Annotated in this window: 18 protein-coding genes; 9 read left to right on the top strand and 9 right to left on the bottom strand. The window is 75.6% G+C overall.

Annotation, left to right across the window (positions count from 1 at the left end; all coding sequences use genetic code 11):
* Positions 1–107 precede the first annotated feature (107 nt).
* The 3 genes from CLV72_RS26065 to CLV72_RS26075 form a co-directional block, all read right to left on the bottom strand.
* A complete protein-coding gene (locus CLV72_RS26065; protein ID WP_106252235.1) occupies positions 108–1,409 on the bottom strand; it encodes a glycosyltransferase in 1,302 nt (433 codons plus the stop codon).
* A gap of 29 nt (positions 1,410–1,438) precedes the next feature.
* Positions 1,439–2,425 carry a DMT family transporter gene (locus tag CLV72_RS26070; RefSeq protein WP_170141116.1) on the bottom strand — a complete coding sequence of 329 codons (987 nt, stop codon included), beginning with the start codon at positions 2,423–2,425 and terminating at the stop codon, positions 1,439–1,441.
* Between the two features lie 562 nt (positions 2,426–2,987).
* A complete protein-coding gene (locus CLV72_RS26075) occupies positions 2,988–4,235 on the bottom strand; it encodes a serine/threonine-protein kinase (protein WP_106251550.1) in 1,248 nt (415 codons plus the stop codon).
* Positions 4,236–4,462: 227 nt separating this feature from the next.
* On the opposite strand from CLV72_RS26075, the gene CLV72_RS26080 reads away from it, so the two are divergent.
* From CLV72_RS26080 to CLV72_RS26115, 8 genes are all read left to right on the top strand, one after another.
* Complete coding sequence (locus CLV72_RS26080) at positions 4,463–6,067, top strand: beta-N-acetylhexosaminidase (RefSeq protein WP_106251552.1); 1,605 nt, start codon at positions 4,463–4,465, stop codon at positions 6,065–6,067.
* A gap of 127 nt (positions 6,068–6,194) precedes the next feature.
* Entirely contained in the window at positions 6,195–6,950 is a 756-nt protein-coding gene (locus CLV72_RS26085) for an enoyl-CoA hydratase-related protein (RefSeq protein WP_106252238.1), read from the top strand.
* Positions 6,951–6,954: 4 nt separating this feature from the next.
* Positions 6,955–8,046, top strand: a complete 1,092-nt coding sequence (locus CLV72_RS26090) for a lactonase family protein (RefSeq protein ID WP_106251554.1) — start codon at positions 6,955–6,957, stop codon at positions 8,044–8,046.
* 175 nt (positions 8,047–8,221) lie between these two features.
* On the top strand, positions 8,222–9,475 hold the full coding sequence (locus tag CLV72_RS26095; RefSeq protein ID WP_106251556.1) for a sensor histidine kinase: 1,254 nt from the start codon (positions 8,222–8,224) through the stop codon (positions 9,473–9,475).
* Complete coding sequence (locus tag CLV72_RS26100) at positions 9,472–10,761, top strand: hypothetical protein (RefSeq protein WP_106251559.1); 1,290 nt, start codon at positions 9,472–9,474, stop codon at positions 10,759–10,761. The genes CLV72_RS26095 and CLV72_RS26100 overlap by 4 nt, the downstream gene beginning before the upstream one ends.
* A complete protein-coding gene (locus CLV72_RS26105) occupies positions 10,758–11,471 on the top strand; it encodes a response regulator transcription factor (protein ID WP_245930458.1) in 714 nt (237 codons plus the stop codon). The genes CLV72_RS26100 and CLV72_RS26105 overlap by 4 nt, the downstream gene beginning before the upstream one ends.
* Positions 11,472–12,075: 604 nt before the next feature.
* Entirely contained in the window at positions 12,076–12,639 is a 564-nt protein-coding gene (locus CLV72_RS26110) for a hypothetical protein (protein WP_106251561.1), read from the top strand.
* 106 nt (positions 12,640–12,745) lie between these two features.
* Positions 12,746–13,462 carry an alpha/beta fold hydrolase gene (locus CLV72_RS26115; protein WP_245930459.1) on the top strand — a complete coding sequence of 239 codons (717 nt, stop codon included), beginning with the start codon at positions 12,746–12,748 and terminating at the stop codon, positions 13,460–13,462.
* Between the two features lie 41 nt (positions 13,463–13,503).
* Here the strand turns inward: CLV72_RS26115 and CLV72_RS26120 are convergent, their stop codons facing one another.
* The 3 genes from CLV72_RS26120 to CLV72_RS26130 form a co-directional block, all read right to left on the bottom strand.
* On the bottom strand, positions 13,504–14,718 hold the full coding sequence (locus tag CLV72_RS26120; protein ID WP_245930460.1) for a C40 family peptidase: 1,215 nt from the start codon (positions 14,716–14,718) through the stop codon (positions 13,504–13,506).
* Between the two features lie 235 nt (positions 14,719–14,953).
* Positions 14,954–15,286: a GNAT family N-acetyltransferase gene (locus tag CLV72_RS26125; RefSeq protein WP_106251566.1), complete on the bottom strand. Its 333-nt coding sequence runs from the start codon at positions 15,284–15,286 to the stop codon at positions 14,954–14,956.
* A gap of 78 nt (positions 15,287–15,364) precedes the next feature.
* On the bottom strand, positions 15,365–17,218 hold the full coding sequence (locus tag CLV72_RS26130; protein WP_106251568.1) for a Xaa-Pro dipeptidyl-peptidase: 1,854 nt from the start codon (positions 17,216–17,218) through the stop codon (positions 15,365–15,367).
* A 104-nt stretch (positions 17,219–17,322) separates the two neighbouring features.
* On the opposite strand from CLV72_RS26130, the gene CLV72_RS26135 reads away from it, so the two are divergent.
* Positions 17,323–18,996, top strand: coding sequence for a bifunctional 3'-5' exonuclease/DNA polymerase (locus CLV72_RS26135; protein WP_106251570.1), 1,674 nt, complete (start codon positions 17,323–17,325; stop codon positions 18,994–18,996).
* Between the two features lie 9 nt (positions 18,997–19,005).
* Here the strand turns inward: CLV72_RS26135 and CLV72_RS26140 are convergent, their stop codons facing one another.
* The 3 genes from CLV72_RS26140 to CLV72_RS26150 all read right to left on the bottom strand — a co-directional run bounded on the left by CLV72_RS26140 (position 19,006) and on the right by CLV72_RS26150 (position 22,294).
* A complete protein-coding gene (locus tag CLV72_RS26140; RefSeq protein WP_245930461.1) occupies positions 19,006–19,497 on the bottom strand; it encodes a MarR family transcriptional regulator in 492 nt (163 codons plus the stop codon).
* Positions 19,498–20,085: 588 nt separating this feature from the next.
* On the bottom strand, positions 20,086–20,787 hold the full coding sequence (locus CLV72_RS26145) for a cysteine hydrolase family protein (RefSeq protein ID WP_106251572.1): 702 nt from the start codon (positions 20,785–20,787) through the stop codon (positions 20,086–20,088).
* Between the two features lie 877 nt (positions 20,788–21,664).
* Positions 21,665–22,294, bottom strand: coding sequence for a class I SAM-dependent methyltransferase (locus CLV72_RS26150; RefSeq protein ID WP_106251575.1), 630 nt, complete (start codon positions 22,292–22,294; stop codon positions 21,665–21,667).
* Positions 22,295–22,566 lie beyond the last annotated feature (272 nt).

Below are 22,566 nucleotides of genomic sequence, written 5' to 3' on the forward strand. Positions count from 1 at the left end.
AACCGGCGCCCACCGGCAAGAACACCCAAGTACGGGCAAGAAAGCGGCAAGCCCACCGCTCCGGGCCGCGCCGCGCCCGCTCCGGCGGGGCGGCGCGGCCCGGGCGGTCAGCGGGTCAGCTCGCGGGCGCGGGCGCGCTCCACCACCACCGGCGAGCCGGAGCTGACCGCCACCCGGCGGCGCCTGCGGTCGATGCCCACCCCGGGGCGCACGGTGTCGTAGATCTCCTCGAAGCGCGCCAGCGAGCGCTCGTGGTCGTGCCGGCGGGCGATCTCCAGGCTGGCCTCGGCCATCGCGGCCCGCTTCGGCCCGGACTCCAGGATGCTCAGCACCCGGTGCGCGAAGGCGCCGTGGTCGCCGGGCGGGTACAGGTAGCCGTTGCGGTCCTCGTCGACCAGGTGCGGCAGGGCCATGGCGTCGGCGGCCACGACGGGCAGGCCGCTGGCCATCGCCTCCAGGGTCGCGATGCTCTGCAGCTCGGCGATGCTGGCGATGCCGAACACGTCGGCGGCCTGGTAGGCCATCGGCAGCTCGTCGTCGGGTACGAAGCCGAGGAAGCGCACCCGGTCGGCCACGCCCAGGCTCGCGGCCAGCTGCTCCAGCGCGGCGCGGCGCGAGCCGGTGCCGACCAGGGCCAGCTGCGCGTCGCGCACCTTGGCGATCATCGGCAGGGCGCGGACCATGTCGTCGATGCGCTTCTCGTCGTCCAGGCGGCCGACGAACATGACGGTCTCGCGCTCGGGCAGGCCCAGCATGGCGCGGGCCTTGGCGCCGCGCTCGGGGCGCGGGTGGAAGCGGGACAGGTCGATGCCGCAGGACACCGCCTCGACCGGGTGGCCGAAGCCCTTGTCCAGCAGCAGCCGGGCCGCCTTGGCGGTGGGGGTGGTGACGTGGTCGACCGTGCCCATCACCCGGACGAAGTCGCGCCAGGCCAGCCCGCCGGTGGGGCCCTGGAGCGGGCCGGGCACGTGGGCGTAGTGGAACAGGTTCTCCGGCATGAAGTGGTTGGTGAGCACCACCGGAGTGCCGTTGCGGCGGCCCGCGGAGATGAGGGTGCGGCCGATCACGAAGTGACCCTGGGCGTGGATCACGTGCGGGGCGAAGCGGTCGAGCAGCCGCCGCAGCGTGCCGGCCAGGCCGAGCGGCAGCGCGGTGCGCATCGTCGGGTGCACCAGCACCGAGGCGGAGCGCACCCGGTGCAGGGTGACGCCGTTGCGCCGCTCGATCCGCGGCGGCCCGTCGGGCGACGGGCAGACCACATGCACGTCGTTGCCCCGGGCGGACAGCCCCTCGGCCAGGCGGGCGGTGAAGTAGGCGGCCCCGTTGACGTCCGGCGGGTAGGTGTCGGTGCCGATCAGGATCCTCTTGCGGGTGGGCTCGGCCGGCACGGCCTGGTCCACCGCCGACATGCGCGGCGCGGAGGAACCGGAAGGGGAGGTCATGAGTGGTCTCCAGAGAAGAATGTGGTCAGGTTGGTGTCCGAGGACCCCGGGCGCTGTTCGGACGCACCGCGCTCCGGCGCGGTCGCGTCCGGCGCGCCGGGGCGGGCGCCGCCCTCCTCGGACGCCGGTTCGGGATCGGGATGCGTGCCGCGGGTCGCCCTCGCCAGGCCGACCGTGCCGGCCACCGCGACGACCGCCGAGACGGCGGCGACCACCCGGGCGGGCAGGTCGCCCGGCAGCGGCTCGCCGAGGACCAGGGCGCCGATGCCCACGCCGGTGACCGGGTCCATCACCATCAGGGTCGCGTAGGCGGCGGCGAAATAGCCGGTGCGGTAGGCGTTCTGGATCAGCAGCCCGCCGAAGACCGCCAGTCCGATCGGGGCGAGCGTCATCCAGCCGATCAGGCTCGCCGGATCCTGCGTCGCCTCGTAGCCGAGCACCCGGGCGAACGCCGAGGTGGCGCCCATCGCGAGCCCGGCCAGCACGGCGAGCAGCAGCGCCCGCCGCGCCCCGTGCACCCAGTGCGCCGCGGCGAAGCCCCCCACGCCCACCGCGACGACCGAGAGCAGCAGCACCCACGCCTCCGTCGTGCTCAGGTCCGGCGCGATGCTGACGTGCGGGAAGGCGAGCAGCAGGCCGGTGAGGCCGAGCATCACCGCGACCGAGGCGACGACGTCGCCCAGGTGCACTCTGTGGCCTTTCAGCACGGCGGCGAAGACCACCGCGAAGAGCAGGGCCGACACTCCGATGGGCTGCACCACGGTGAGCGTGCCGTGGCTCAGCGCGAACAGGTGCAGCCCCACGCCCACCGCCACCGACGCCGTGCCGATCAGCCAGCGCGGCCGGCTCAGCAGGTGCAGCAGCAGGCTGAGCCGGGCCAGGGTGCGGCCCGGCGCGCCCACGGCGTCGCGCTCCTGCAGCGCCGACCCGAACGCGAAGAAGAACGCGCCCGCGAAGGCCGAGCCGATGGCCCATACCGACATGTCAGCTACCTCGCGCTCAGTGAAGTGGACGGCGGGACACGGGGACGGGCGGGCACCAGGCCGGCGCCGCCGCTCCCACGGCGCGGGGGCGGCTGGCGAACACTGGTACCACCGGCAGCGGGCCGGCCGGCGGCGCCCCGGTGGTGCCGAGCTGAAGTTCCGGCGTCGGGAGGGTCAACGCGCCGGCTCGGCCGGCACGCCACCGGCCTGCCCGAAGATCGGTCATGTTCCTAGCTATGTCCATCCGCGGCGCCATCGTCAACGCGCTCCGAAGGAGGTCAGGGAAAGCTCAGGGGCGGGTGCGGACCGGGCCTCAGGGGTTCCCCGATGCCGGCCTCCGGCACCGCCCCGCGCACCGCGCGGGCGGGGTGCCGCCGCGGCGGCCGGTGCCGGTGGAGAGTCGCCGTGTCCGGCGCTAGGGCGCCGCATAGCCCTCCCCGTCGTTCGACCGTGCCGTCTCGCGGACCGCCCCCGCGGTCACGGGCGACGGCGGGCTGCGGCCGCCGCGCCGCAGGGTCCATGATGCCCCTCGCGTCCGGCGTTACACGCGCGGCCGCGCCGCTCAGCCGCTGTGGCGCGCGGCGGAGATCTCGGCCGCCGGACCCGCGTCAGAGCTGGACGAACCGGTGTTGGTGCTGGTCAGACCAAGGATAATCGCGATGATCAGCGAGAGGATCAGCGCCCCGGTGCCGACGGCGGCGATGATGACGGGGACCCGGCTCTGCCGGACGGGCGGCGGCGCGGACGAGGGGCGCACCGCCGCCGGGAAGTGCGGGCCGGTGCCGCCGAAGGGGACGGGCCGGGCGGCCGGATGCGGTCCGGACGGGCCCGCGGGGTAGCCGGGGACCGTCCGCATCGGCGGGCCCGCGGGGTAGGCGGCGGGCGGCGGGGTGTGCGGGCCGGTGCGGGCCGGCTGGGGCCCAGTGCCGGGCCGGACGGTCTGCGGACCCGTGGGCGCGCGGCCGCCCTGCGGCGGGGCGGGCGGTGGTGCGGGGCCGTCGTCGCCGATCAGCCGGGACAGCAGCGTGGCGGCGGACGGGCGCGCGGCGGGCCGCTTGTCCAGGCAGGCCAGCACGATGCCGCGCAGCGGTTCCTCCAGGGCACCGAGATCGGGGCGGCCGTTGAGCACCCTGTTGATGACCGCGGGCACACTGTCGGAACCGAAAGGAGCCTTTCCAGTGGCGGCGAAGGCGATCACGCAGCCCCAGGCGAAGATGTCGGCCGGGCGGCCCAGTTCGCCGCCCTCGATCTGCTCGGGCGCCATGTAGGACGGGGTGCCCAGCACCGAGCTGGTCTGGGTGGCGGCGCCGTCGACGGCGCGGGCGATGCCGAAGTCGATTACGCGGGGCCCGTCGGGGCCCAGCAGCACGTTGGCGGGCTTGAAGTCGCGGTGCACCACCCCGGCCTTGTGGATGGCGACCAGCGCCGTCGCGGTGGCGACCGCGAGGCGGTCCAGGGCCGAGCCGGTGCGCGGCCCGCCGTCGGCCACGGCCTGCTGGAGCGAGGGGCCGTCGATGAACTCGCTGACGATGTAGGGGAACTGCGCCTGGAGGTCGGCGTCGAGCACGGCGGCGGTGCAGAAGGCCGACACCCGCTTGGCCGCCTCGACCTCCTTGGCGAAGCGCTGCCGCAGCCGCGGCTCCTCGGCCCACTCCCGGTTGAGGACCTTCACGGCGACCTTGGCCGCGGTGCCGTCGCCGGAGTCGCGGTGCCCCAGGTAGACCACGCCCTGGCCGCCCTGGCCGAGCCGGGCGGTGAGCTGGTAGGCACCGAGCCGAGTGGGATCACCGGCCCGCAGCGGCTCCGGCATCGGGCTCCTCCACGGGGGCTGTGCGGGGATTCGTCCCGGCAGTCACGATTTCGTGCGGACTACCACAGTACCGGCCGGTCCGTGCCGATCCGCGGCGCTCGCCGCGCCGGGGGGCGGCCGGTACGGGCCGGGGGGTGACGGGCACCCGGCGCCGTGGCAGGATTCCGGGAAGTCCGGTCTAGACCAGGGACCGTTCCGCGCCGACGACCCCAGGAGCCGCAGCAGCCATGGTCATCCCCCTTCCGATGAGCAGCGCCCCCGAGCAGGGCCGGTTCACCCTCACCGCGGACACCCGGCTGGCGGCCGACCCGGGGCTGGCCGCGGCCGCGCGCCGGCTGCGCGCCGCGGTCGGCCCGGCCACCGGCTTCGCGCTGGCCGACGGCGAGCCGGGCCCCGGCGCCGTCGTGCTCGCCCTCGCCGCGCCCGCCGCGGCCGAGGAGCTGGGCCCCGAGGGCTACGAACTGGACGCCGGCCCCGACGGCGTCCAGGTGCGCGCGGGCGGTCCGGCCGGCGCCTTCTACGCCGTGCAGTCGCTGCTCCAGCTGCTGCCGCCGGGGATCCACCGCCGGGCGCCGGTCGAGGGCGCCGACTGGAGCGTGCCCGCCGTCCGGATGCGCGACCGGCCCCGCTTCGGCTGGCGCGGCTGCATGATCGACGTCGCCCGCCACTTCCTGCCCAAGGCCGCCCTGCTGCGCGTCATCGACCTGCTCGCCCTGCACAAGATCAACGTGCTGCACCTGCACCTGACCGACGACCAGGGCTGGCGGATCGAGATCCGCCGCTACCCCAGGCTCACCGAGGTCGGCGGCTGGCGGCGTGAGACCCAGATCGGCGGGCGGCGCGACTCCCCCGGCGACGGGCGGCCGCACGGCGGCTTCTACACCCAGGACGACATCCGCGAGATAGTCGCCTACGCGGCCGAGCGCTTCATCACGGTCGTGCCCGAGGTCGACGTGCCCGGCCACTCCCAGGCCGCCATCGCCGCCTACCCGGAGCTGGGCAATCCGGCGGCCGACGGGCGCTCTGAGCCGCTGGAGACCGGCACCCGCTGGGGCATCATCGAGACCGTCCTCAACGTCGAGGACGCCACCGTCGACTTCTACCGGAACGTGTTCGACGAGGTCATGGAGCTGTTCCCCGGCAGCTACCTGTGCGTGGGCGGCGACGAGTGCCCCAAGGGCGAGTGGCGCGCCAGCCCGCGTGCGCAGCAGCGGATGCGCGAGCTGGGCCTGGCCGACGAGGACGAGCTGCAGAGCTGGTTCATCCGCCGCTTCGACGGCTACTTCGCCGAGCGCGGTCGCCGCCTGATCGGCTGGGACGAGATCCTGGAGGGCGGGCTGGCGCCCGGCGCCACCGTGCTGTCCTGGCGCGGCACCGAGGGCGGGATCACGGCCGCCAGGGCCGGGCACGACGTGGTGATGTGCCCGGTCGACACGGCCTACCTCAACTACCGCCAGGCCGACTCCGAGGCCGAGCCCGTCCCGGTGGGCACGGTGGTGGACCTGGCCACCGTGCACGGCTACGAACCGGTCCCGGCCGAGCTGACCGAGGCCGAGGCCGCCCACGTCCTGGGCACGCAGGTGAACCTGTGGACCGAGCACATCGACTCCCCGCGCGGCGTCGACTACATGCTCTTCCCGCGGCTGGCCGCCTTCGCCGACATCGCCTGGGCGCAGCGCACCGCCGACGGCGTGCGCGACCACGCCGGGTTCCTGGACCGCCTCGGCCCGCACCTGGAGCGCCTGGACGCCCTCGGTGTGGAGTACCGGCCGCTGGACGGCCCGCGCCCCTGGCAGCGCAGGCCCGGCGTGCCCGGCTGGCCGCCGCACTAGCGTCCCGGCGGCGCCGCGCCGCGGCCGCCCGCGCACGGCCGTGGCGGTATATGAGAGCCTGCCGAGGGTACGGTCGGCGGCGACCCGGGAGGCACCTGTGACGGAACAGCGGGCGGCGCTGGTGCGCATGGAGGTCGAGCGCGGCGCCGCGAGGATCGTGCTCGACTCCCCGCGCAACCGGAACGCGCTGTCCGCGCGGCTGCGCACCGAACTGGCCGCCCGGCTGCGCGAGGCGGCCGCCGACCCCGGGGTGCGCGCGGTCGTGCTGACCGGCGCGGGCCCGGCCTTCTGCTCCGGCATGGACCTGTCGGAGGTCGAGGCCGAGCTGCGCGGCGAGTCCCCCGATCCGTCGGCGCCCACCCTGCCCGAGCTCATCGAGCAGGTGATGGACTGCCCGGTCCCGGTGGTGGTCCTGCTGAACGGGCCGGTGCGGGCCGGCGGGGTGGGCCTGGTCGCGGCGGCCGACATCGCCATCGCGCCCGACACGGTCACCTTCGCCTTCACCGAGGTGCGCATCGGCGTGGTGCCCGCGATCATCTCGGTCCCGGTCGCGGCGCGGATGCACGACCGCCAGCTCAGCCGCTACCTGCTGACCGGCGAGACCTTCGGCGCGGCCGAGGCCGCCGCGGCCGGCCTGCTGACCGCGGCCGTCCCAGCGGAGGCCGTCGACGCCGCCGTCGAGGGAGTGCTCGACGGCCTGCGGCTGGCCGCCCCCCGGGCGGCGGCGCGCACCAAGGAGCTGCTGCGCGAGCTGCGCGGGATGGACCGGACGGCGGCACTCCACCTGGCCGAGCGGATCTCGGCCGAGTTCTTCGCGAGCGACGACGCCGCCGAGGGGCGCGCGGCCTTCTTCGGCAGGCGACCACCACGATGGGCGGTATAACGGCGTGGACCAGCGACTCTCCGATTCCCCGGCCGGCGGCGAGCGGACCCGTGTGTACGTCGGCGGCTACACCGACGGGCTGCCCGAATCCGGCGCGGGCGTGTGGGCCTTCGACCAGGACCCCGCCACCGGCGCGCTGTCGCCGGCGGAGCCCGGCTCCGAGGCGCCGGCCGTGCGGGCGTCGAACCCGTCCTACCTCGCGCTCAACGCCGACGGCACCGTGCTCTACGCGGTGCACGAGGACGCCCCCGGCACCGTCTCCGGCTTCGCGGTGTCCGAGGGCGGGCTGCGCGCGATCGGCCGGGCGCCCACCGGCGGCGACGGGCCCTGCCACCTGGCGGTGACCGAGGACGGCCGCCACCTGCTCACCGCCAACTACGACTCGGGCGGCTTCAGCCTGCACCCCCTCGACGACGACGGCGCGCCGGGAGCGCCGCTGCAGACCGTGTACGGCGACGGGCCGCGCGGACCGCGCGAGGACCGCCAGGACGGGCCGCACGCCCACCAGGTGGTAGTGGCCGCGGCCGGCGCGGGCGGCCCGCTGCTCGCGGTGGACCTCGGCACCGACTCCGTGTACGCCTTCCGGCTCGACCCCGCGGCCGGGCGGCTCGAAGCCTCGGCCGCGTCCCGGCTGGCGCCGGGCAGCGGACCGCGCCACCTCGCCGCCGCCTCCTCGGGACTGGCCTACGTCCTGGGCGAGCTGGACTCCACGGTGACCACGGTGCGGATCGACCCGGCCACCGGCGCGCTCGACCCGCTCGGGTCCGTTCCGGCCAGCCCGGCGGCCGTCGGCACGAACCACCCGGCGGCGATCCGGCTCTCCCCCGACGAGCGGTTCTGCTACGTGACCAACCGCGGCAGCGACACCGTGGCGGTCTTCGCGGTCGAGGGCAGCGGGCTGCGGTTCGCGGCGGAGGTGCCGTGCGGCGGCGCCTGGCCGCGCGACATCGCCCTGGTCGGCGGCTTCGCGTACGTGGCGAACCAGCACTCCGACCAGGTCGCGGTCTTCCGGTGCGGCGCCGACGGCAGCCTCGCCCCCACCGGCGCGGCCGCCGCCGTCCCCCGGCCCGCCTGCGTGCTGGCCGCCGCGGTGTGAGCGGGGCGGGCGCTGTCCCCCCGTCGGGGGTCATGCGGCCGTCGAACGGACTTCTCCATACTCGGCTCGGAAGGCGGGGACGGGTGCCGGGGACGGCGGCATCCGCTCCCGCCCGACTGCTTTTCGCGGCGCGGCAGCCCCGGCCCGACACCGCGATCCGCGAGAGGCGGCCCGGATGACACGGCCACCGCCGCCCCGCCCGTCGCCGGCCGCCGCGGCCACCGGGCTCGGCGAACTGGAGCAGGCTCTCAGCCGCATCGCCGTCCTGCTGCGCGCCGGGTCCACCGCGGCCGGAGCGGTGATCGCCCTCGCCGGCCTGGCGCCCCCGGCCGAGACGGCGCCGACCCTCGCCGCACTGGGGCTGCTGGCGGTGTGGACCTGCGTGTTCGCCGCGCGGGTACGGGTGGGCGGGCTCACCCCCGCGCTGTGCTGGCTGGACCTCGGTGTGGTGTCGGCCGTGGTGCTGGCCGAGTCCCGCGTCACCTCGGCCGCGGCGAACGGCACCGGCGGCAGCTGGGTGATCATGGTCGCCACCGCCTCGGTCTTCATCCTCCAGGGCCGCTTTCCCGACACCCTGTCGCCCTGGGCGTGGCTGCTGCCGCTGGCCGGCGGGCCGGTGCTCGGCATCGCCTGGTACGCCGGATCCGGCGGGCACGCCGCCATGCCCGTGGTGCTGGTCGTACAGGCCGTGCTGTGCCGGCTGGTCGCCTACACGCTGTACCGGGCGGCGACGAGCCTGGACCGCTCGCTGGACCGGCGCACCCGGGTGCAGGCCGAGGCGGCGGTGCGCGCCGCCGTCCGGGCGGCCGAGCGCGACCGCCGGCGCGAGCTGCACGACACCGTGCTGGCCACGCTGACGATGGTCGCCACGGGCGCCGTGCGCTCCTCCTCCGCCCAGCTGCGGGAGCGGGCCCGGCTCGACCTGGCCGTGCTGGACGCCGTCGCCGCCGGGGGCGGCGCGGCCCCGCCCGAGGGGCCCGCCCGGCTCGACCTGGCGCTGCGCGGCGCGGTCCGGGCGCGCGGGGCCGATGCCGGGCTGCGGGTGGCGCTGGACGCGCCGCCCGTCGAGCTGCCCGGCCGGGTGGTGGCGGCGATCGTCGGCGGCGTCACGGAGGCGCTCACCAACGCGGTCCGGCACTCCGGCGCCCCGTCGGTGGACGTCCGGGTGGCCGAGCCGCCCGGCGCGGGTCCCCGGCACGGGGTGCTGGTGACCGTCAGCGACGCCGGACGCGGCTTCCGGCCGGAGGCGGTGGCCGGGCACCGGCGCGGCGTGCGGGAGTCGATCCTCGGCCGGATGAGCGACGTCGGCGGGCACGCGCGGGTGCTGGCGGAGCCGGGAGTCGGCACCCGCGTCGAACTGCGCTGGCCGGCGCCGGATTCGGAGGCCGAGGACCGCGGCGGGGCCGCCGCGGCGGAGCCCGCCCCGTGACAGCCGGGCGGGCCGCTCCGGCCGGCGCCGCGCCCGAGGACGGCGGCTCGGAGCCGTCCGGGCGGTTCACCCGCGGCATCGCGCTGAGCGCGGCCACCATCACCTGCGTCTGGCACGCCACCATCGACACCGTCAACCTCGCCGCCACCTGGTCCGAGCACCGCTCGCAGGCCGGGCAGCTCGCCGCCTGGCTGGCGGTCGCCGCGCTGGCCGCCGTCGGCACCTGGATCCTGGTGCGCTCGCCGGCGGGAGAGGAGCGGCCGGGGGCGTCGCGGGCGGACACCGCCCGGATCTGCGCGGTGCTGGCGCTACTGGCCGGGGTGCTGGCCGGGCTGAGCGCGCCGCACGGCGACGCGATCGGGGTCGGCGGCTGGGCGTGGAGCGGGGTCGGCTGGCTCGGGGTGCTGTTCCTGCTCTTCCACCCGCTGCGGGAGCTGATCGCCTTCCTGGCCGCGCACCTGGCGCTGACGGCCGGGGTGCTGCTGGCCGACGGGGTGCTCGACGGCGCGATGGCGCCGCTGCTGGCGGTGAACGTCATCACCACGTCGGGTGTCTTCCTCAGCCTGCGGTGGGTGGCCGGGGTGCTGGCCAGGGGCGAGGAGCGGGCCCGCGCGGCCGTACGCGACCGCGCCGCCGTGCTCGCCCGGGCGCGCGCCTCCGACGAGCTGCACGCCGGGCGCGGTGAGCGGTACGCCGAGGTGCGCGAGGGGGCCGGGGCGGTGCTGGCCGGGCTGGCCGGTGGAAGGCTCGACGCGGCGGCGCCCGAGGTGCGGCAGCTCGCCGCGCTGGAGGCGGCCCGGCTGCGCCGGCTGTTCGCCGAGTCCGACGACGCGCCCGACCCGCTGCTGCACGAGCTGCGCGCCTGCGCCGACGTCGCCACCGTACGGGGCGTACTGGTCGACATCGCGGTGGTGGGCGAACCGCCCGAGCTGCCGCCGGGCGTGCGCCGCGCGCTGGTGGAGGCGCCGATGCGGGCGCTGGCGACCGCACGCGCCGGCGCGCGGGTCACGGTGGCGGCCCTGCCGGGCGAACTCGCCGTCGCTGTGGTGGCCGACTGCGATCCGGCGGCCCTGGCGCAGGTCAGCCGGGCCGTGCTGAGCGAAGAAGGCTCTGGGAGCGCCGACGGGATCGGCGATGGGGGTCGGCCCGGTGGCGGCGGCTCGCTACGATCGGGACGTCGGAATGGGGCCGACGCCGCCGGTGCTGACGGCGTTGTGTCCGTGACCATCCAGGCCGGGGAGGCGCAGTGCTGGGTGGAGGCCCGCTGGAGCCGCCCGGGGGTGTGAGCCCGCGGCCGCCGGGTCGCTCGCGTGCCGTTCTCGACGGCGAGGTGCGGGTCGCGCTGGTCGACGACCATCCGGTGGTGCTCGACGGGGTGGCGGCCTGGCTGTCGGCCGAGGACCGGCTGCGGGTGGTGGCCACCGGCGACAGCGTCTCGGCCGTGCTGGAGGCCTGCGCCCAGTGCCCCGACGTGCTGCTGCTCGACCTCAACCTGCACGGCGACCTGGTGGTCGGCGAGGTGGAGCGGCTGGCCGGGCGGGGCGTGCGCGTCGTGGTGTACTCCCAGCACGCCGAACCCGAGCTGGTGCTGGCGGTGATGGACGCCGGCGCGAGCTCGTTCGTCGCCAAGCACGAGGGGCGGGGCGAGCTGGTGCAGGCGGTGCTGGCCGCCGCCGCCGACCGGCCGCACGTCTCCCCGACCACCGCAGGCGCCCTCGCGGCCGACCAGCGCCCGCAGCGGCCCCGGCTGTCGCGGCGCGAGCTCGAAGCGCTGCTGCTGTGGTTCCAGTCGATGTCGCGCGAGTCGGTGGCGCGGCGGATGGGGATCTCCCCGCACACCGTCAAGGAGTACATCGACCGGGCGCGGGTGAAGTACGCCGAGGTGGGGCGGCCCGCGCCGACGAAGTCCGACATGCTGGCGCGGGCGATCGAGGACGAGCTCATCGAGGCCGACGACGTGCGGGGCTACCGCTCGTGGGCGGCGCGCGGCCGCTGAGCCGAGCGGGCGCCGCCGTCCGCCCCGTTTCACAAACCCGGCATTTCCCGCAAAGGCCGAATAGGGCTGAACAGCGGGGAAATTTCACTAATCACCGCACATAATGGCAATCGCCCTGGGCTGCTTGCGCCATAGCGGGCTCCGCGTTTCATTTGGCGGAAGTTTTCCCGATCACCTTGCTCGCCGCCCTGGCCACGGCCTATGTTGTCCGCATCGGCAGCCGTTCCATTACCGGGTCAGCCCCGGTAATGGAACTCGAAACGGGATGCGGCTTCCGGCCTCTGTTTGTCTCCTCCTCCCGGCCGGTAGCAGCATCGCGGTGTCCACGGGCCTCGGCAGCCCGGGTTGTCCGATTCAGAAGCGTCCCCGCCGCACCCAAATCCCCTCCTGGGCGGCGGGGGCGCTTTCCGCTCTCCCCTCCCCGGCGGCATCTAGCACGCCCTTCGGCCCGGCACCAGGCACCGCCCGGTTTTCCACAGATTCGGGCGGCCGGCGGGTGCAGTCGTCCACAGGCCGCCGCGCTCCGGTACCGGTGCGCGACCGCCCCGGACAGGCTTCTCCCAATGCCGGCCCGCGAGGGGCCGGCGATGAGGAAAGGCACCCCATGTCCCCTTCCGTCCGCGGCCTGCTGGTCGCGATCTCCGCTCTGCTCGTCCTCTCCGCCGCCGGGCCGGCCGCACCGGCGCTCGCTTCCCCGCCCGCCCGGGCCCAGGCGCTCCCGGGCGGTGTGCTCGACGGCTTCGGGATCGGCCGGCTGCCGCCGGGCACCGGCGGGCTCGTCACCGACTTCGCCTTCGAATGGGGCGGCACCCGCTTCGCCAGCCGGGTCTGGGAGAGCGGCCCCGGCCCGTCTGGCGGTTACCGCGTCGACGTCAACATCAAGGTGCTCCGCTCGCCCGGACTCGACTCACCACAGGCGCTGCGCGACTTCCTGCTCGGCTACTACGACGTCCACCTCTCGGTCGCCGAATGGGGCCTGCACCCGTTCGGCGCCGACGGCTACACGGCCGAGGGCGAGGTCTTCTGGCTCGCGGCACCCGGGGTGGGGGTCTCGGTGCGCACCGATCCGCGCCGCTTCGACCGGGCCGACCTCCTCGCCACCGCCTGCGGCGTGCGCCCCTGGCCCGCCGCGGCACCGGCTCCGGGCGGCTGTGCGGGACATCCCTGAGTTTCCCCTAGGTTCAGCGTTCGCGCCGGTCAGTGGGGGTAAATCCCAGAGGTGAAGGGCATAGCCTGCCCGCGGGACGAGCGAAGACGAGTACGAGGAGGTGCTCATGGGTCTGCCGATCGTGTTCGTGCACGGCATCCGGTTGAGCGGCACCATGTGGCGCCCGCAGATCGAGGCGCTGGAAGCGCGCGGGCACCGGGCCGTGGCGCTGGACATGCCCGGCCACGGATCGCTGCTCGACGAGGTCTTCAGCGCCGACGCGGCCGTCGAACTGATCGCGCGCAGCATCGACGAACTCGGCGGCCGGGCGCTGCTGGTCGGGCTGTCCATGGGCGGCTATCTGGGCATCGCCGCCGCGGCCGCCCACCCCGACCGGGTGGCCGGGCTGGTGGCCGCCAGCTGCACCGTGCGGCTGCGGCGGTCGATGACCCTGCCGTACCGGTGGGCCACCTCGGCGCTGCAGCGGCTCCCCGACCACGGCGAGGCGGTCAGCCGGCGGCTGATGGCCCTCACCCTCGCCCGCGAGGCCAGTGAGGCGCTGCACGCCGGAGGCATCGCCACCGCCGCCAGCCCGGTGGCCGCCCGCGAACTCGCCGATCTGGACCCCATTGGATCACTGCGCCAGTACCTGGGCCCCGTCTGGCTGGTGAACGGCGCCCGCGACACCTTCCGGCTGGACGAGCAGCGCTTCCTGAACGCCTGCTTCGACGGGCGGCTGCTGGTCGTGCGGCGGGCCGGGCACCTGGTCAACCTCAACCAGCCGGAGCGCTTCACCTCGATCGTCACCCAGGCCGCCGAGGAGGTTGACCGGATCTACGCGTGAACGGGCGCCGCGCGCCGCCCCGGCGGCGCGCGGCGGCGGGCTCAGACCTGCGGGGTGATCCGGACGATCCCGGCGAAGTTCGGGCCCAGCTCGACCTCGCGGATCTTCACCACGTCACCGGTGCGCGGCGACTCCAGCATCATGCCCTCGCCGAGGTAGAGGGCGACGTGGGAGATGTAGTTGGGGCGGGCGGGGTCGTGCCGCCAGAAGATGAGGTCGCCGCGGCGGGCGTCCTCGTAGGACACCTGGACGCCGGTCTCCCACTGCTGGTGGGTGACCCGCGGCATCATCACCCCGGCCTGCCGGTAGGCCCACTGCACGATGCCGGAGCAGTCGAACGCGCCCGGCGCGGCGCCGCCCCACACGTACGGGGTGCCGAGCTGGCTCTCGGCCGCCTCGATGGCGATCTCGATCCGCTCGGAGCTCAGGCCGTCGGCGGTGTCGGTCTCCCGTACCTCGGCGCCGCCGCCCGGCTCTTCCACCTCGACGTCTCCGCCGCCACCCGGCAGCACCTGCACGCCCGCGCCCTCGGGCAGGATCTCGGCCAGCTCCTCCTTGAGCGCGAAGGCGTCGCCCCGCGGCGCGCTGATCACCAGCGCGTTGCCCTCGGGCAGGCCCAGCTGCCGGGAGAGCTCGGCGGAGACCATGGCGTCGATGCCGGCCAGGCCGGTCTCGGCGTATTCGGCGAGCGGCACCTCGCGGGTGGTGGCGCCCTCGACGGCGGCGTCGGCGCCCGGTTCGAGCTCGTGCTCGGCACCGAAGTCCTCGGTGACGGCGATCTGGCCCTCGGCCAGGCCCTGCCAGAGCTCGTCGGACTCCGCGTGCTCGGTGGGCGCGTAGGCGCGGAAGGCCGAGGGCTCGACACCGAGCAGCGACAGTTCCTCGCCGTCGATCCGCAGCCGCGCCGCGTCCACCTGCTCGACCTCGTCGACGCCGTCGAGTTCGCGGATCTCGGCCACCACGTCACTGGGCAGGCTGCGCTGCGCCGCGACGAAGAGGTCGGCGCTGCGGGTCTCGTCCAGCGGCGCCACCTCGGTGGCCGAGGGCGAGGGGGTGCCGTTCGGCGCGGGCGTGCCCTCGGCGGCGGAGCCGGGGGCCGGGGCGGGCTGGCCCGCCGGGGCCACGACCGGTTCGCGCTGGTCGGCGGCGGCCGGCTGCGGCAGCACCGCGACCGCCGCGGCGCCCACCAGGAAGGTGGCGACCCATGCGGACCTGCGACCCGTCAGCGAACGTGCCTGGCGATCTGCTTCCCGCACAGTCCACGGCCCTTTCGTCGTTCCACCGCCCGCCGCGGCGGGCCCCAGACCGGTCTTCGTGCCGTGGCGGTCGGCGCCAGGCCGTCCGATGGGCACGTAGCAACGGTGCCGCAACATCGGCGCGCAGGCAACCGGCAGGGCCGAAATCCGGCTGTGATTCACCGTCGATTCCCGCCGCGGTCCACCGTCCGACATGGTCGGCCCTGCGCGGCGGCCGGGTCCGGCCGCCGGGGTGTCAGCCGCGGGGCGGCCGCTCGTCGTCGCCGCGCACCCAGGCGCGGTACTCCTCGGGCACCAGCGGCAGGTACTCGTCGCCCCGCTTGCGGATGAAGCGGGTGATGAACGGGCACACCGGCGCCACGGAGAGTCCGGCGGCGCGGATGTCGTCCAGCGCCCCCGACGCCAGCTTGCCGCCGATGCCCTGGCCCTCGTAGCCGCCGAAGACCTCGGTGTGGATCAGCGCCACCCGGTCGCCGCTGCGCCGGTAGGCGACATATCCGGCCACCTTGCCGTCGACCGTGATCTCGTATCGGGATTCCGCCGTGTTGTCCGCTACCTGAGTCGTCACGGCCCCCACGCTAACCCGCGGCGGCCGCCGCCGCGCGGGCGGGGAGTGTTCCCGCGCGCCGCGGCGGCCGCCGGGCGGCTAGCCGCCCAGGGCGCCGGGCCCGCCCACCACGGGCAGGGTGATCCGGCTGTGCCCCGGCGTGACGGTGAAGCGGGTGCCGGGCGCGGGCCGCTGGGTGTACTCCCGGTCGGAGGCGATCACGACCAGACCGATGCGGTGGCCGGCCTCGAACACGTAGTCGTCGGGCTGCATCTCCACGGTGAACCGGTAGTCGGCGCCCTGCCGCACCGGGGAGGTGAAGGCCGGGGAGTGCCGGTTGTTGGGATCGGTCCAGCCCCGGGTGACGATCTCGTAGTCGGTGCTGCGCAGCTCGCCGGAGCCGGCGTCGTAGTCGAGTCGCTCGGCCGTGCCGTAGTCGACCAGCAGCGCGGTCAGATTGGCCGCCGGGCGGTTGTCCAGGGAGGCGCGCAGTTCGACGGTGGGCGTGCCGCTGATGCGGACGTCCTCGGCCAGCGGCGGCGAGAGGTAGGCGAGCCGGTTGGGGTCGGCCGCCTCCGGATCGGCGGCCAGTTCCTCGGCGGTCCGCGCGGCGTCGTCGGTGAGCGGCTGCCCGCCGGAGGCCGCGCGGCCGGGGACCGGGCCGATGGCGCCGGCGCCGCCGGTGCCGGCGGTCAGGCCGAGCCGGACGTCGCGGGTGCCCGCCGCGGGCCATGCGTCGGCGGTGGTCCAGCTGAGGTCCTCGCGCTGGATCTCGACGGCGGGCTCGGCCATGACGCCGTTGTCGACGCCGTACAGCCAGTGGTCCATCCAGCGGGTGATCGCGGTGAGCCATTCGTCGCGCCGGACGCTCGCCGGGTCGGCGTGGCCCGACTGGTGCAGCCAGAGCCTGCGGTCGACGCCGTTGCGGCCGAGCGCGTCCCACCACTGCGCGAAGTGGCGGGTCTTGACGTTCCAGTCGTTGAGGCCGTGCACGACGAACACGCTCGCCTCGACGCGGTCGGCGTCGCCGAGGTAGTCGCGCTCACGCCAGAAGCCGGTGAGGTCGCCGCTGTCGCGGTCCTGCCCGGCCTCCAGTTCGTCCATCAGCGCGGCGCAGACCTCGCGGTCCTCGCGGGTGTAGACGGCGCGGGCCAGGACGTCGGCGTCCTCGCCCTGGTACCCGCCCGGTGCCACCACCAGGCCGTCGGAGCGGTAGTAGTCGTACCAGCTGGAGATGGCGGCGATCGGCACGATGGTGCGCAGCCCCTCCACTCCGGTGGCGGCGACGGCGTTGGGCAGGGTGCCGTTGTAGGAGACGCCCATCATGCCCACGGCGCCGGTGGTCCAGTCGGCGGTCAGCGGCTCGCCCGCCGCGGTGAAGCCTTCGGCCCGGCCGTTGAGCCAGTCGACGACTGCCGCGGCCGCCAGGGTCTCGCTGCGGTCGCCCGCGGTCGGGCAGCCCTCGGAGGCGCCGGTGCCGATGCTCTCGGCCAGCACGACGGCGTAGCCGCGCGGCACGAAGTGGTCGTCGTAGTAGGTCTGGGTGAACAGGTCGCGCTGCTGGGCGCGGAGCACGGACGGCGCCGGCTCGGGGCGGCGCTGGCCGGGCGGCGGCAGCTCCCGGTCGACGTCGTGGAACTCCAGCTCGTTCAGGCCGGCGCGGTACGGCGACATCTCGTACACGACCGGCACCCGCATGCCCTCGGCGGTCTCGGCGGGCCGCATGATCTGGGCGTAGACGCGGTCGGGGCTGCCGTCGGCGTCGCTGTCGACGCCGGTCTCGACGTAGACCTCCTCGCGGATCGCCTCGGCGTGGGAGAACACCGGCTGGGTGGTTCCGCCGACGACGGAGACGCCGCCGGTGTCGGAGCGCGCGGCCGCCGGGGCGGGGGCGGCGAGGCCGGCCGCCAGGGCGGTGACGAGGATGATCACGGGGAGTGGTCGCTTGGGCACGGGGCAAGCGTGGCGGGTCCGCCCGGGCAAGTCAATGCCGGATACGAGCGCCGCGCACCGTGTCGCCGCTCAGTGCTGTCGGACCCGGGCGGGACAATCGCGGCATGCGGATCGCGGTGGTGCCCACGTGGGACGGCGGGGGCGTGCTCCGTCCGCTGGCCCCCCACGGCACCCCGCTGGGACCGCCCGAGCCGGTCGCCGACCTCGCCGCGGCGGTGGCCGAGCGGGAGCGGGCCGGGGTCGACCGCTGGGTGTGGGCCGACGCCGACGACGTCTACCCGCCGCTGCTCGCCGCCGGGGTGCGGGTGGAGCGCTGCCACGACGTCGCGCTGGTCGAGGCGCTGCTCCTCGGCCACGAGCGGCGCTTCGGCGAGCCACGCTCGCTCGGCGCCGCCTGGGCCCGGCTGCACGGCCGCCCGGTGCCCAAGGACGTCGGCCTGCCCGCCACCCACGGCGCCGACGAACCGGCCACCCTGTTCCTGCCCGACCGCTCCACCCTGCCGCCCGGCACCGACCGCCTGGACGCGCTGGTCGAGGTGCACGCCGACCAGCTGCGGCGCATCGCGGCCGCCGGCCGGCCCGGGCGCTTCGCGCTGCTGTGCGCGGTGGAGTCGGCGGGTGCGCTGGTCGCGGCCGAGATGACCCGCACCGGCCTGCCATGGCGTCCCGACGTGCACGACCAGGTCCTCACCGGGCTGCTGGGGCCCAGGCCGTCGGGTGGACGCCGCCCCGACCGGCTGGAGGAGCTGGCCGGCCGGATCTCGGCGGCCCTGGGCCGGCAGGTGAACCCCGACTCCCCCGCCCAGCTGCGGGCCGCCTTCGGCGCGGCCGGGCACCCGGTCGAATCCACCCGGTCCTGGGTGCTCAAGCAGGTCGACCACCCCGCCGTGGCGCCGCTGCTGGAGTACAAGGAGCTGGCCCGGGTGCACGCGGCGCACGGCTGGAACTGGCTGGACGCCTGGGTGCGCGGCGGCCGCTTCCGCCCCGACTACGTGGTGGGCGGGGTGGTGTCGGGCCGGTGGGCCACCCGGGGCGGCGGCGCCCTCCAGATCCCCCGGCCGCTGCGGCGGGCCGTGGTGGCCGATCCGGGCTGGCGCCTGGTGGTGGCCGACGCGGGGCAGCTGGAGCCCCGGGTGCTCGCCGCCGTCTCCGGCGACCGTGGGCTGGCCGAGGCGGCGCGGGCCGACGACCTCTACACCGTGCTGGGCGGCGCCTTCGGCGGCGACCGGCAGCGCGCCAAGATCGGGCTGCTGGCCGCCATGTACGGCCAGACCGGCGGCGACGCCGCCCAGGTGCTGCCGGTGATGCGCTCGCGCTTCCCCGACGCGATGGCCTACGTCGACAGCGCCGCCCGCACCGGTGAGGACGGCGGCGTGGTCCGGTCCTGGTTGGGCCGCACCAGTCCGCCGGGCGACGCCTGGGAGCCGTCGGGCTCCGACCCCGCCGCCGACGACGGCGCCCGGCGCCAGGGGCGCGCCGCGCGGGGCCGGTTCACCCGCAACTTCGTGGTGCAGGCGACCGCGGCGGAGTGGGCTCTGGTGCTGCTGGCAGCGCTGCGCCGCGGCCTGTCGGCGCTCCCGTCCGACGACGGCCGCCCTGAACTGGTCTTCTACCAGCACGACGAGGTCATCGTGCACTGCCCGGCCGTCCGCGCCCCCGATGTGGTGGCCGCCCTGCGGGCGGCCGAGGCCGAGGCCCGCCGCCTGCTGTTCGGCGACACCCCGGTGCGGTTCCCGCTGGAGGCCGCCGTGGTCGACTGCTACGCCGACGCGAAGTAGGACCCCGCTTCAGGCGCCGTCGGAGAGTTCGGCGGTCGCGTCGCGCTGCCGGGCGGCCGCCTCGCGCAGGAAGCCGGTGATCAGCTCCAGTTCCGCGTCCGTGTACCGGTCGTACAGGGTGCCGAGCCGCCGGGCGAGCCCGGTGAGGTGCCGCTCCATGTCGGCGATGGCCGCGTCGTCGATCCGCACCACCACCCGGCGCCGGTCGCGCGGATCGCGCTCCCTGCTGACGAAGCCGCGCCGCTCCAGCCGGTCGATCACCCCCGTGACCGACGCGGGCGCCAGCCCCGAGCGGAGGCCCAGTTCTCCGGCGGTGAGCGGACCGTGCTGCTGCAGCAGCCCGAGCGTCTTCTCCTCACTCGCCCCCAAGCCCAGCCGCGCCGCCACCACGGCGTGGAACATGACCGCCGCGTCGCTCAGCTCCCGCCCCGCCGCGGCGACCGCCCTCGTCCGCTCGGACCGCCCGCGCGCCACCCGCTCCTCCACATTTCGTTCGCCCAAAAGAAACACTCACTCTTGAGGCTAGCACGCGACGCCGAAGGGCCTCGGGCGCTGATCCGCACCGGTCGGGGCGCCATCGCGGAGCGGTGACGCGCCGCCGTGCGGCGCGCCAGGCGCGATGCCTCAGGCGGGTCGGGAGCCCGCCTCACCTGGCGGACCTGAGCCACGGCGCCGTCGGCCTCGTGGTGGGGACGCCGGAGTCCGGCACCGATGCGCGCGGGTACGGGCGCCGCCGACTACGGTCCAGGCGATGCGGTCGGCGTCCATCACCGGCGCTCCTGACCGCAGCACCGTCCGAGCGATCATCACGGCGCCCGGAGCCCGGGCTCGGGCATCGGCTCGGTGGAGAACACGACCGGGCGGGCACGTCTCCCGGCTCTCCCAGCCGGAGAGCAGGTCGACCCATATGCCACCCCGGTCGAACGGCCATCCGCGATACCGGGAGTCCAAGCCGAGGCATCGGCTCGGCGCAGCACTCCGCGGCGCGTACCCGTGCACGGCGCCGCCGTTTCGCTGCGGACGCCGGCTCCCGCTCCGGTACCGCACGCGATCAGGCGCCGGGCCCGAGGATGTACCGCTTCCGCCGCCTCACGCCCCCGCCGCGATGAGGCGCAGCACCTCGTCCGTCGGACGTACGTCGCCGAAGGAGCGGTAGACGGTCCGCAGCGAGGCGTTGTGCAGCCGGTCGGCACCGCCCGCGGTCGCGTCGGCGACCACGATCACCCGGTAGCCGAGGGTGCTCGCGTCGCGTGCGGACGACTCGCAGCACACACCGGTCACCGTCCCGGTGATCAGGACCGTGTCCACACCGCGTTCCCGCAGCAGCTCCGGCACAGGAGACCGTCCGGGGAAGAAGGCGCTGGACGCGGACTTGTCGGCCCACAGGTCGCCCGCCTCCGGCCTCAGCCCCGGCCACAGGCGTGCGGAGGGCGTCCCGCTGCCGCCCGACCGGGCGTAGGCGGCGGCCACGCGCGGGCCGAAGAAGCCGACCGCCCAGTCCGACGGGACCGCGTCCGCTTCGGGCAGCACCCACACCACGGTGCCGCCCGCGCTCCGCAGCGTGCGGGCGAGCCGGTCGACATTGGGCACGATGCCCCGGCAGTAGGCGTCTCCGGCGACGAAGAAGGCGACCATGTCCACGACGACCAGCGCCGTGCGCGCCGGGTCCAGGTCCTCGTAGGCGTACCGGCGACCGCGCCGTGCCTCATGGCGGGCGTACTCCTCGGCGTCGATACGCCAGTCGTGCAGCTTCGGCACGATCCCGGACTCCGTGCCCCCCGCGTCCGCCATAGCCGCCGTCCACCTCCTTGCTCGGCCCGCCGCCGGCCACCGCGTGCCCGCTGCGCCCCGAGCGGCCCCGTACCGGCCAGCGTCGCACGGCACCGAGCCGCACTGCCCGCACCGACGCGGCCCACCAGCACATTCGGTCCTTCCGCGGCGTGCTGACGCCCTCGCCGCACCCGCGAGCCGGCCCGCACGCCGTCCGCCGTACCCGCGGGCCGGAGATGACAGGCGGCGGTTGCCGGACGCTTCTGCTTCGGCGGACGAGCGCGGCATGTGCGGGAGGACGAGCACCGGCCCACACGTCCGGCCCACCGCGCGGGCCGAGGAGGCGGCGCCCGGCGATCTCACCCGTACGGATGTCATGTGATCATGTGACGCGGCCTCGGAGCCGGACGCGGATCGGGGCGAGGTCCGCCCTGCGCCGGTGGATGCGTCGGCGCTGCGGTCGCGGCAGGCATCCCGCTCCGCAGGGTGGCGCCGTCCTCCTTGGGCGCCGCGGTCGAGCCGGTGGGCGGCCCGGTCCCTCCCAGCGAACATGACGGCCTCAATACTGTCGGCGCTTGCGGCGGGATGAACGGGCCGGGTCGGTCAGGACGCGGGCGGACCGGGTCCCGCCCGCCGCCTCAACGCGGCCGGTGGGATCCGGTCAGCATTCGCGCCCGGCTTCCGTCCAGGGCGTCGCCGAGGCCGGTTGCCGATCTTCCGGTCCTTCCATGACGCGCGGGCAGCTCGCGTCAGGTACACGACATCCGGAATCACGGTCACCGCCGGGTGGTCGCGCGATCGACGCGCCCCGAACCGCGTTCGCCTACCGCGGTAACCGCCTCTGATCGGCCGGGTGAGGGGGCATCAGAGCGTCCTCATCGGCAAGGACCGGCCCGCTCTAGGAGAGGCGGGCCAGCAGGTGGGCGTCGAGGAAGCCCCGCTCGGAGACCGGGTCGTGCACCAGCCGGGTGAAGGGGACGAGCCCGGCCCCGGCCAGCAGTTCGGCGAACCGGTCCACCGGCCAGCTGTAGGCGGGCGACACCTTGTGGTCGAAGCGGACCGGCTCGGCTCCGTCGGTCGCGAAGAACGAGACCAGCAGCAGCCCACCTGGTGCCAGGACACGCACCTGCTCCGCGAGCAGCGCGGGCAGCTCGCCGGGCGGGGTATGGATCATCGAGTAGCGGGCCAGCACACCGCCGAGCACCCGGTCTCCGACCGGCAGGGCCTCCATCCGCGCCTCTTCGAACCGCAGCGCCGGATGCGCCCGCCGGGCGTGCTCGACCATGGCCGGGGAGAGGTCGAGCCCGAAGGCGTCCAGCCCGAGGTCGTGCAGCATGGCCGTCAGATGCCCCGGCCCGCACCCGACGTCGGCCACCCGCGGGTTCCCCGTCCCGCGCACCAACTCGGCGAAGGTCCCGACCATGACCCGCGCGTACGGCTGCGACTCCAGCCGGTCGGCGAACATCGACGCGTACAGCTCCACGACCCCGTCATAGGCCGCCCTGGTCTCCTCCTGATGCCCCAACACAGCCAGGAAGCTAGCACCCGCGCACGTCCGGTGGTCCCCCGGCCCGTGCCGACCCCGCGCCCGGAGACCAGCCGTCCGATCACCTGGTCACGAGACAGACCCAGGCGCGCCGGGCCGCGACAGTTCCTGTCCCGTTTACTCGGCACGGCCGACACGTCCCGAGAGACTGCGCCTTACAAGTCGGTCTGGACCGATCCGCGCCTCCGCTCCGAACACAGCCGCAACGCCTCAGCCGGGAAGGGCCACGCGTCGCCTGCCAAGCACCGCTCACT

The sequence above is a fragment of the Allonocardiopsis opalescens genome, assembly GCF_003002095.1.
GTDB lineage: Bacteria > Actinomycetota > Actinomycetes > Streptosporangiales > Streptosporangiaceae > Allonocardiopsis > Allonocardiopsis opalescens.

Coding starts and splice junctions, on each gene's coding strand:
- CLV72_RS26065 (WP_106252235.1), bottom strand. CDS start 1,409: ATGTCGGCGGTGGACCAGGCCGTGCCGGCCGAGCCCACCCGCAAGAGG.
- CLV72_RS26070 (WP_170141116.1), bottom strand. CDS start 2,425: ATGTCGGTATGGGCCATCGGCTCGGCCTTCGCGGGCGCGTTCTTCTTC.
- CLV72_RS26075 (WP_106251550.1), bottom strand. CDS start 4,235: ATGCCGGAGCCGCTGCGGGCCGGTGATCCCACTCGGCTCGGTGCCTAC.
- CLV72_RS26080 (WP_106251552.1), top strand. CDS start 4,463: ATGGTCATCCCCCTTCCGATGAGCAGCGCCCCCGAGCAGGGCCGGTTC.
- CLV72_RS26085 (WP_106252238.1), top strand. CDS start 6,195: ATGGAGGTCGAGCGCGGCGCCGCGAGGATCGTGCTCGACTCCCCGCGC.
- CLV72_RS26095 (WP_106251556.1), top strand. CDS start 8,222: ATGACACGGCCACCGCCGCCCCGCCCGTCGCCGGCCGCCGCGGCCACC.
- CLV72_RS26110 (WP_106251561.1), top strand. CDS start 12,076: ATGTCCCCTTCCGTCCGCGGCCTGCTGGTCGCGATCTCCGCTCTGCTC.
- CLV72_RS26115 (WP_245930459.1), top strand. CDS start 12,746: ATGGGTCTGCCGATCGTGTTCGTGCACGGCATCCGGTTGAGCGGCACC.
- CLV72_RS26135 (WP_106251570.1), top strand. CDS start 17,323: ATGCGGATCGCGGTGGTGCCCACGTGGGACGGCGGGGGCGTGCTCCGT.
- CLV72_RS26145 (WP_106251572.1), bottom strand. CDS start 20,787: ATGGCGGACGCGGGGGGCACGGAGTCCGGGATCGTGCCGAAGCTGCAC.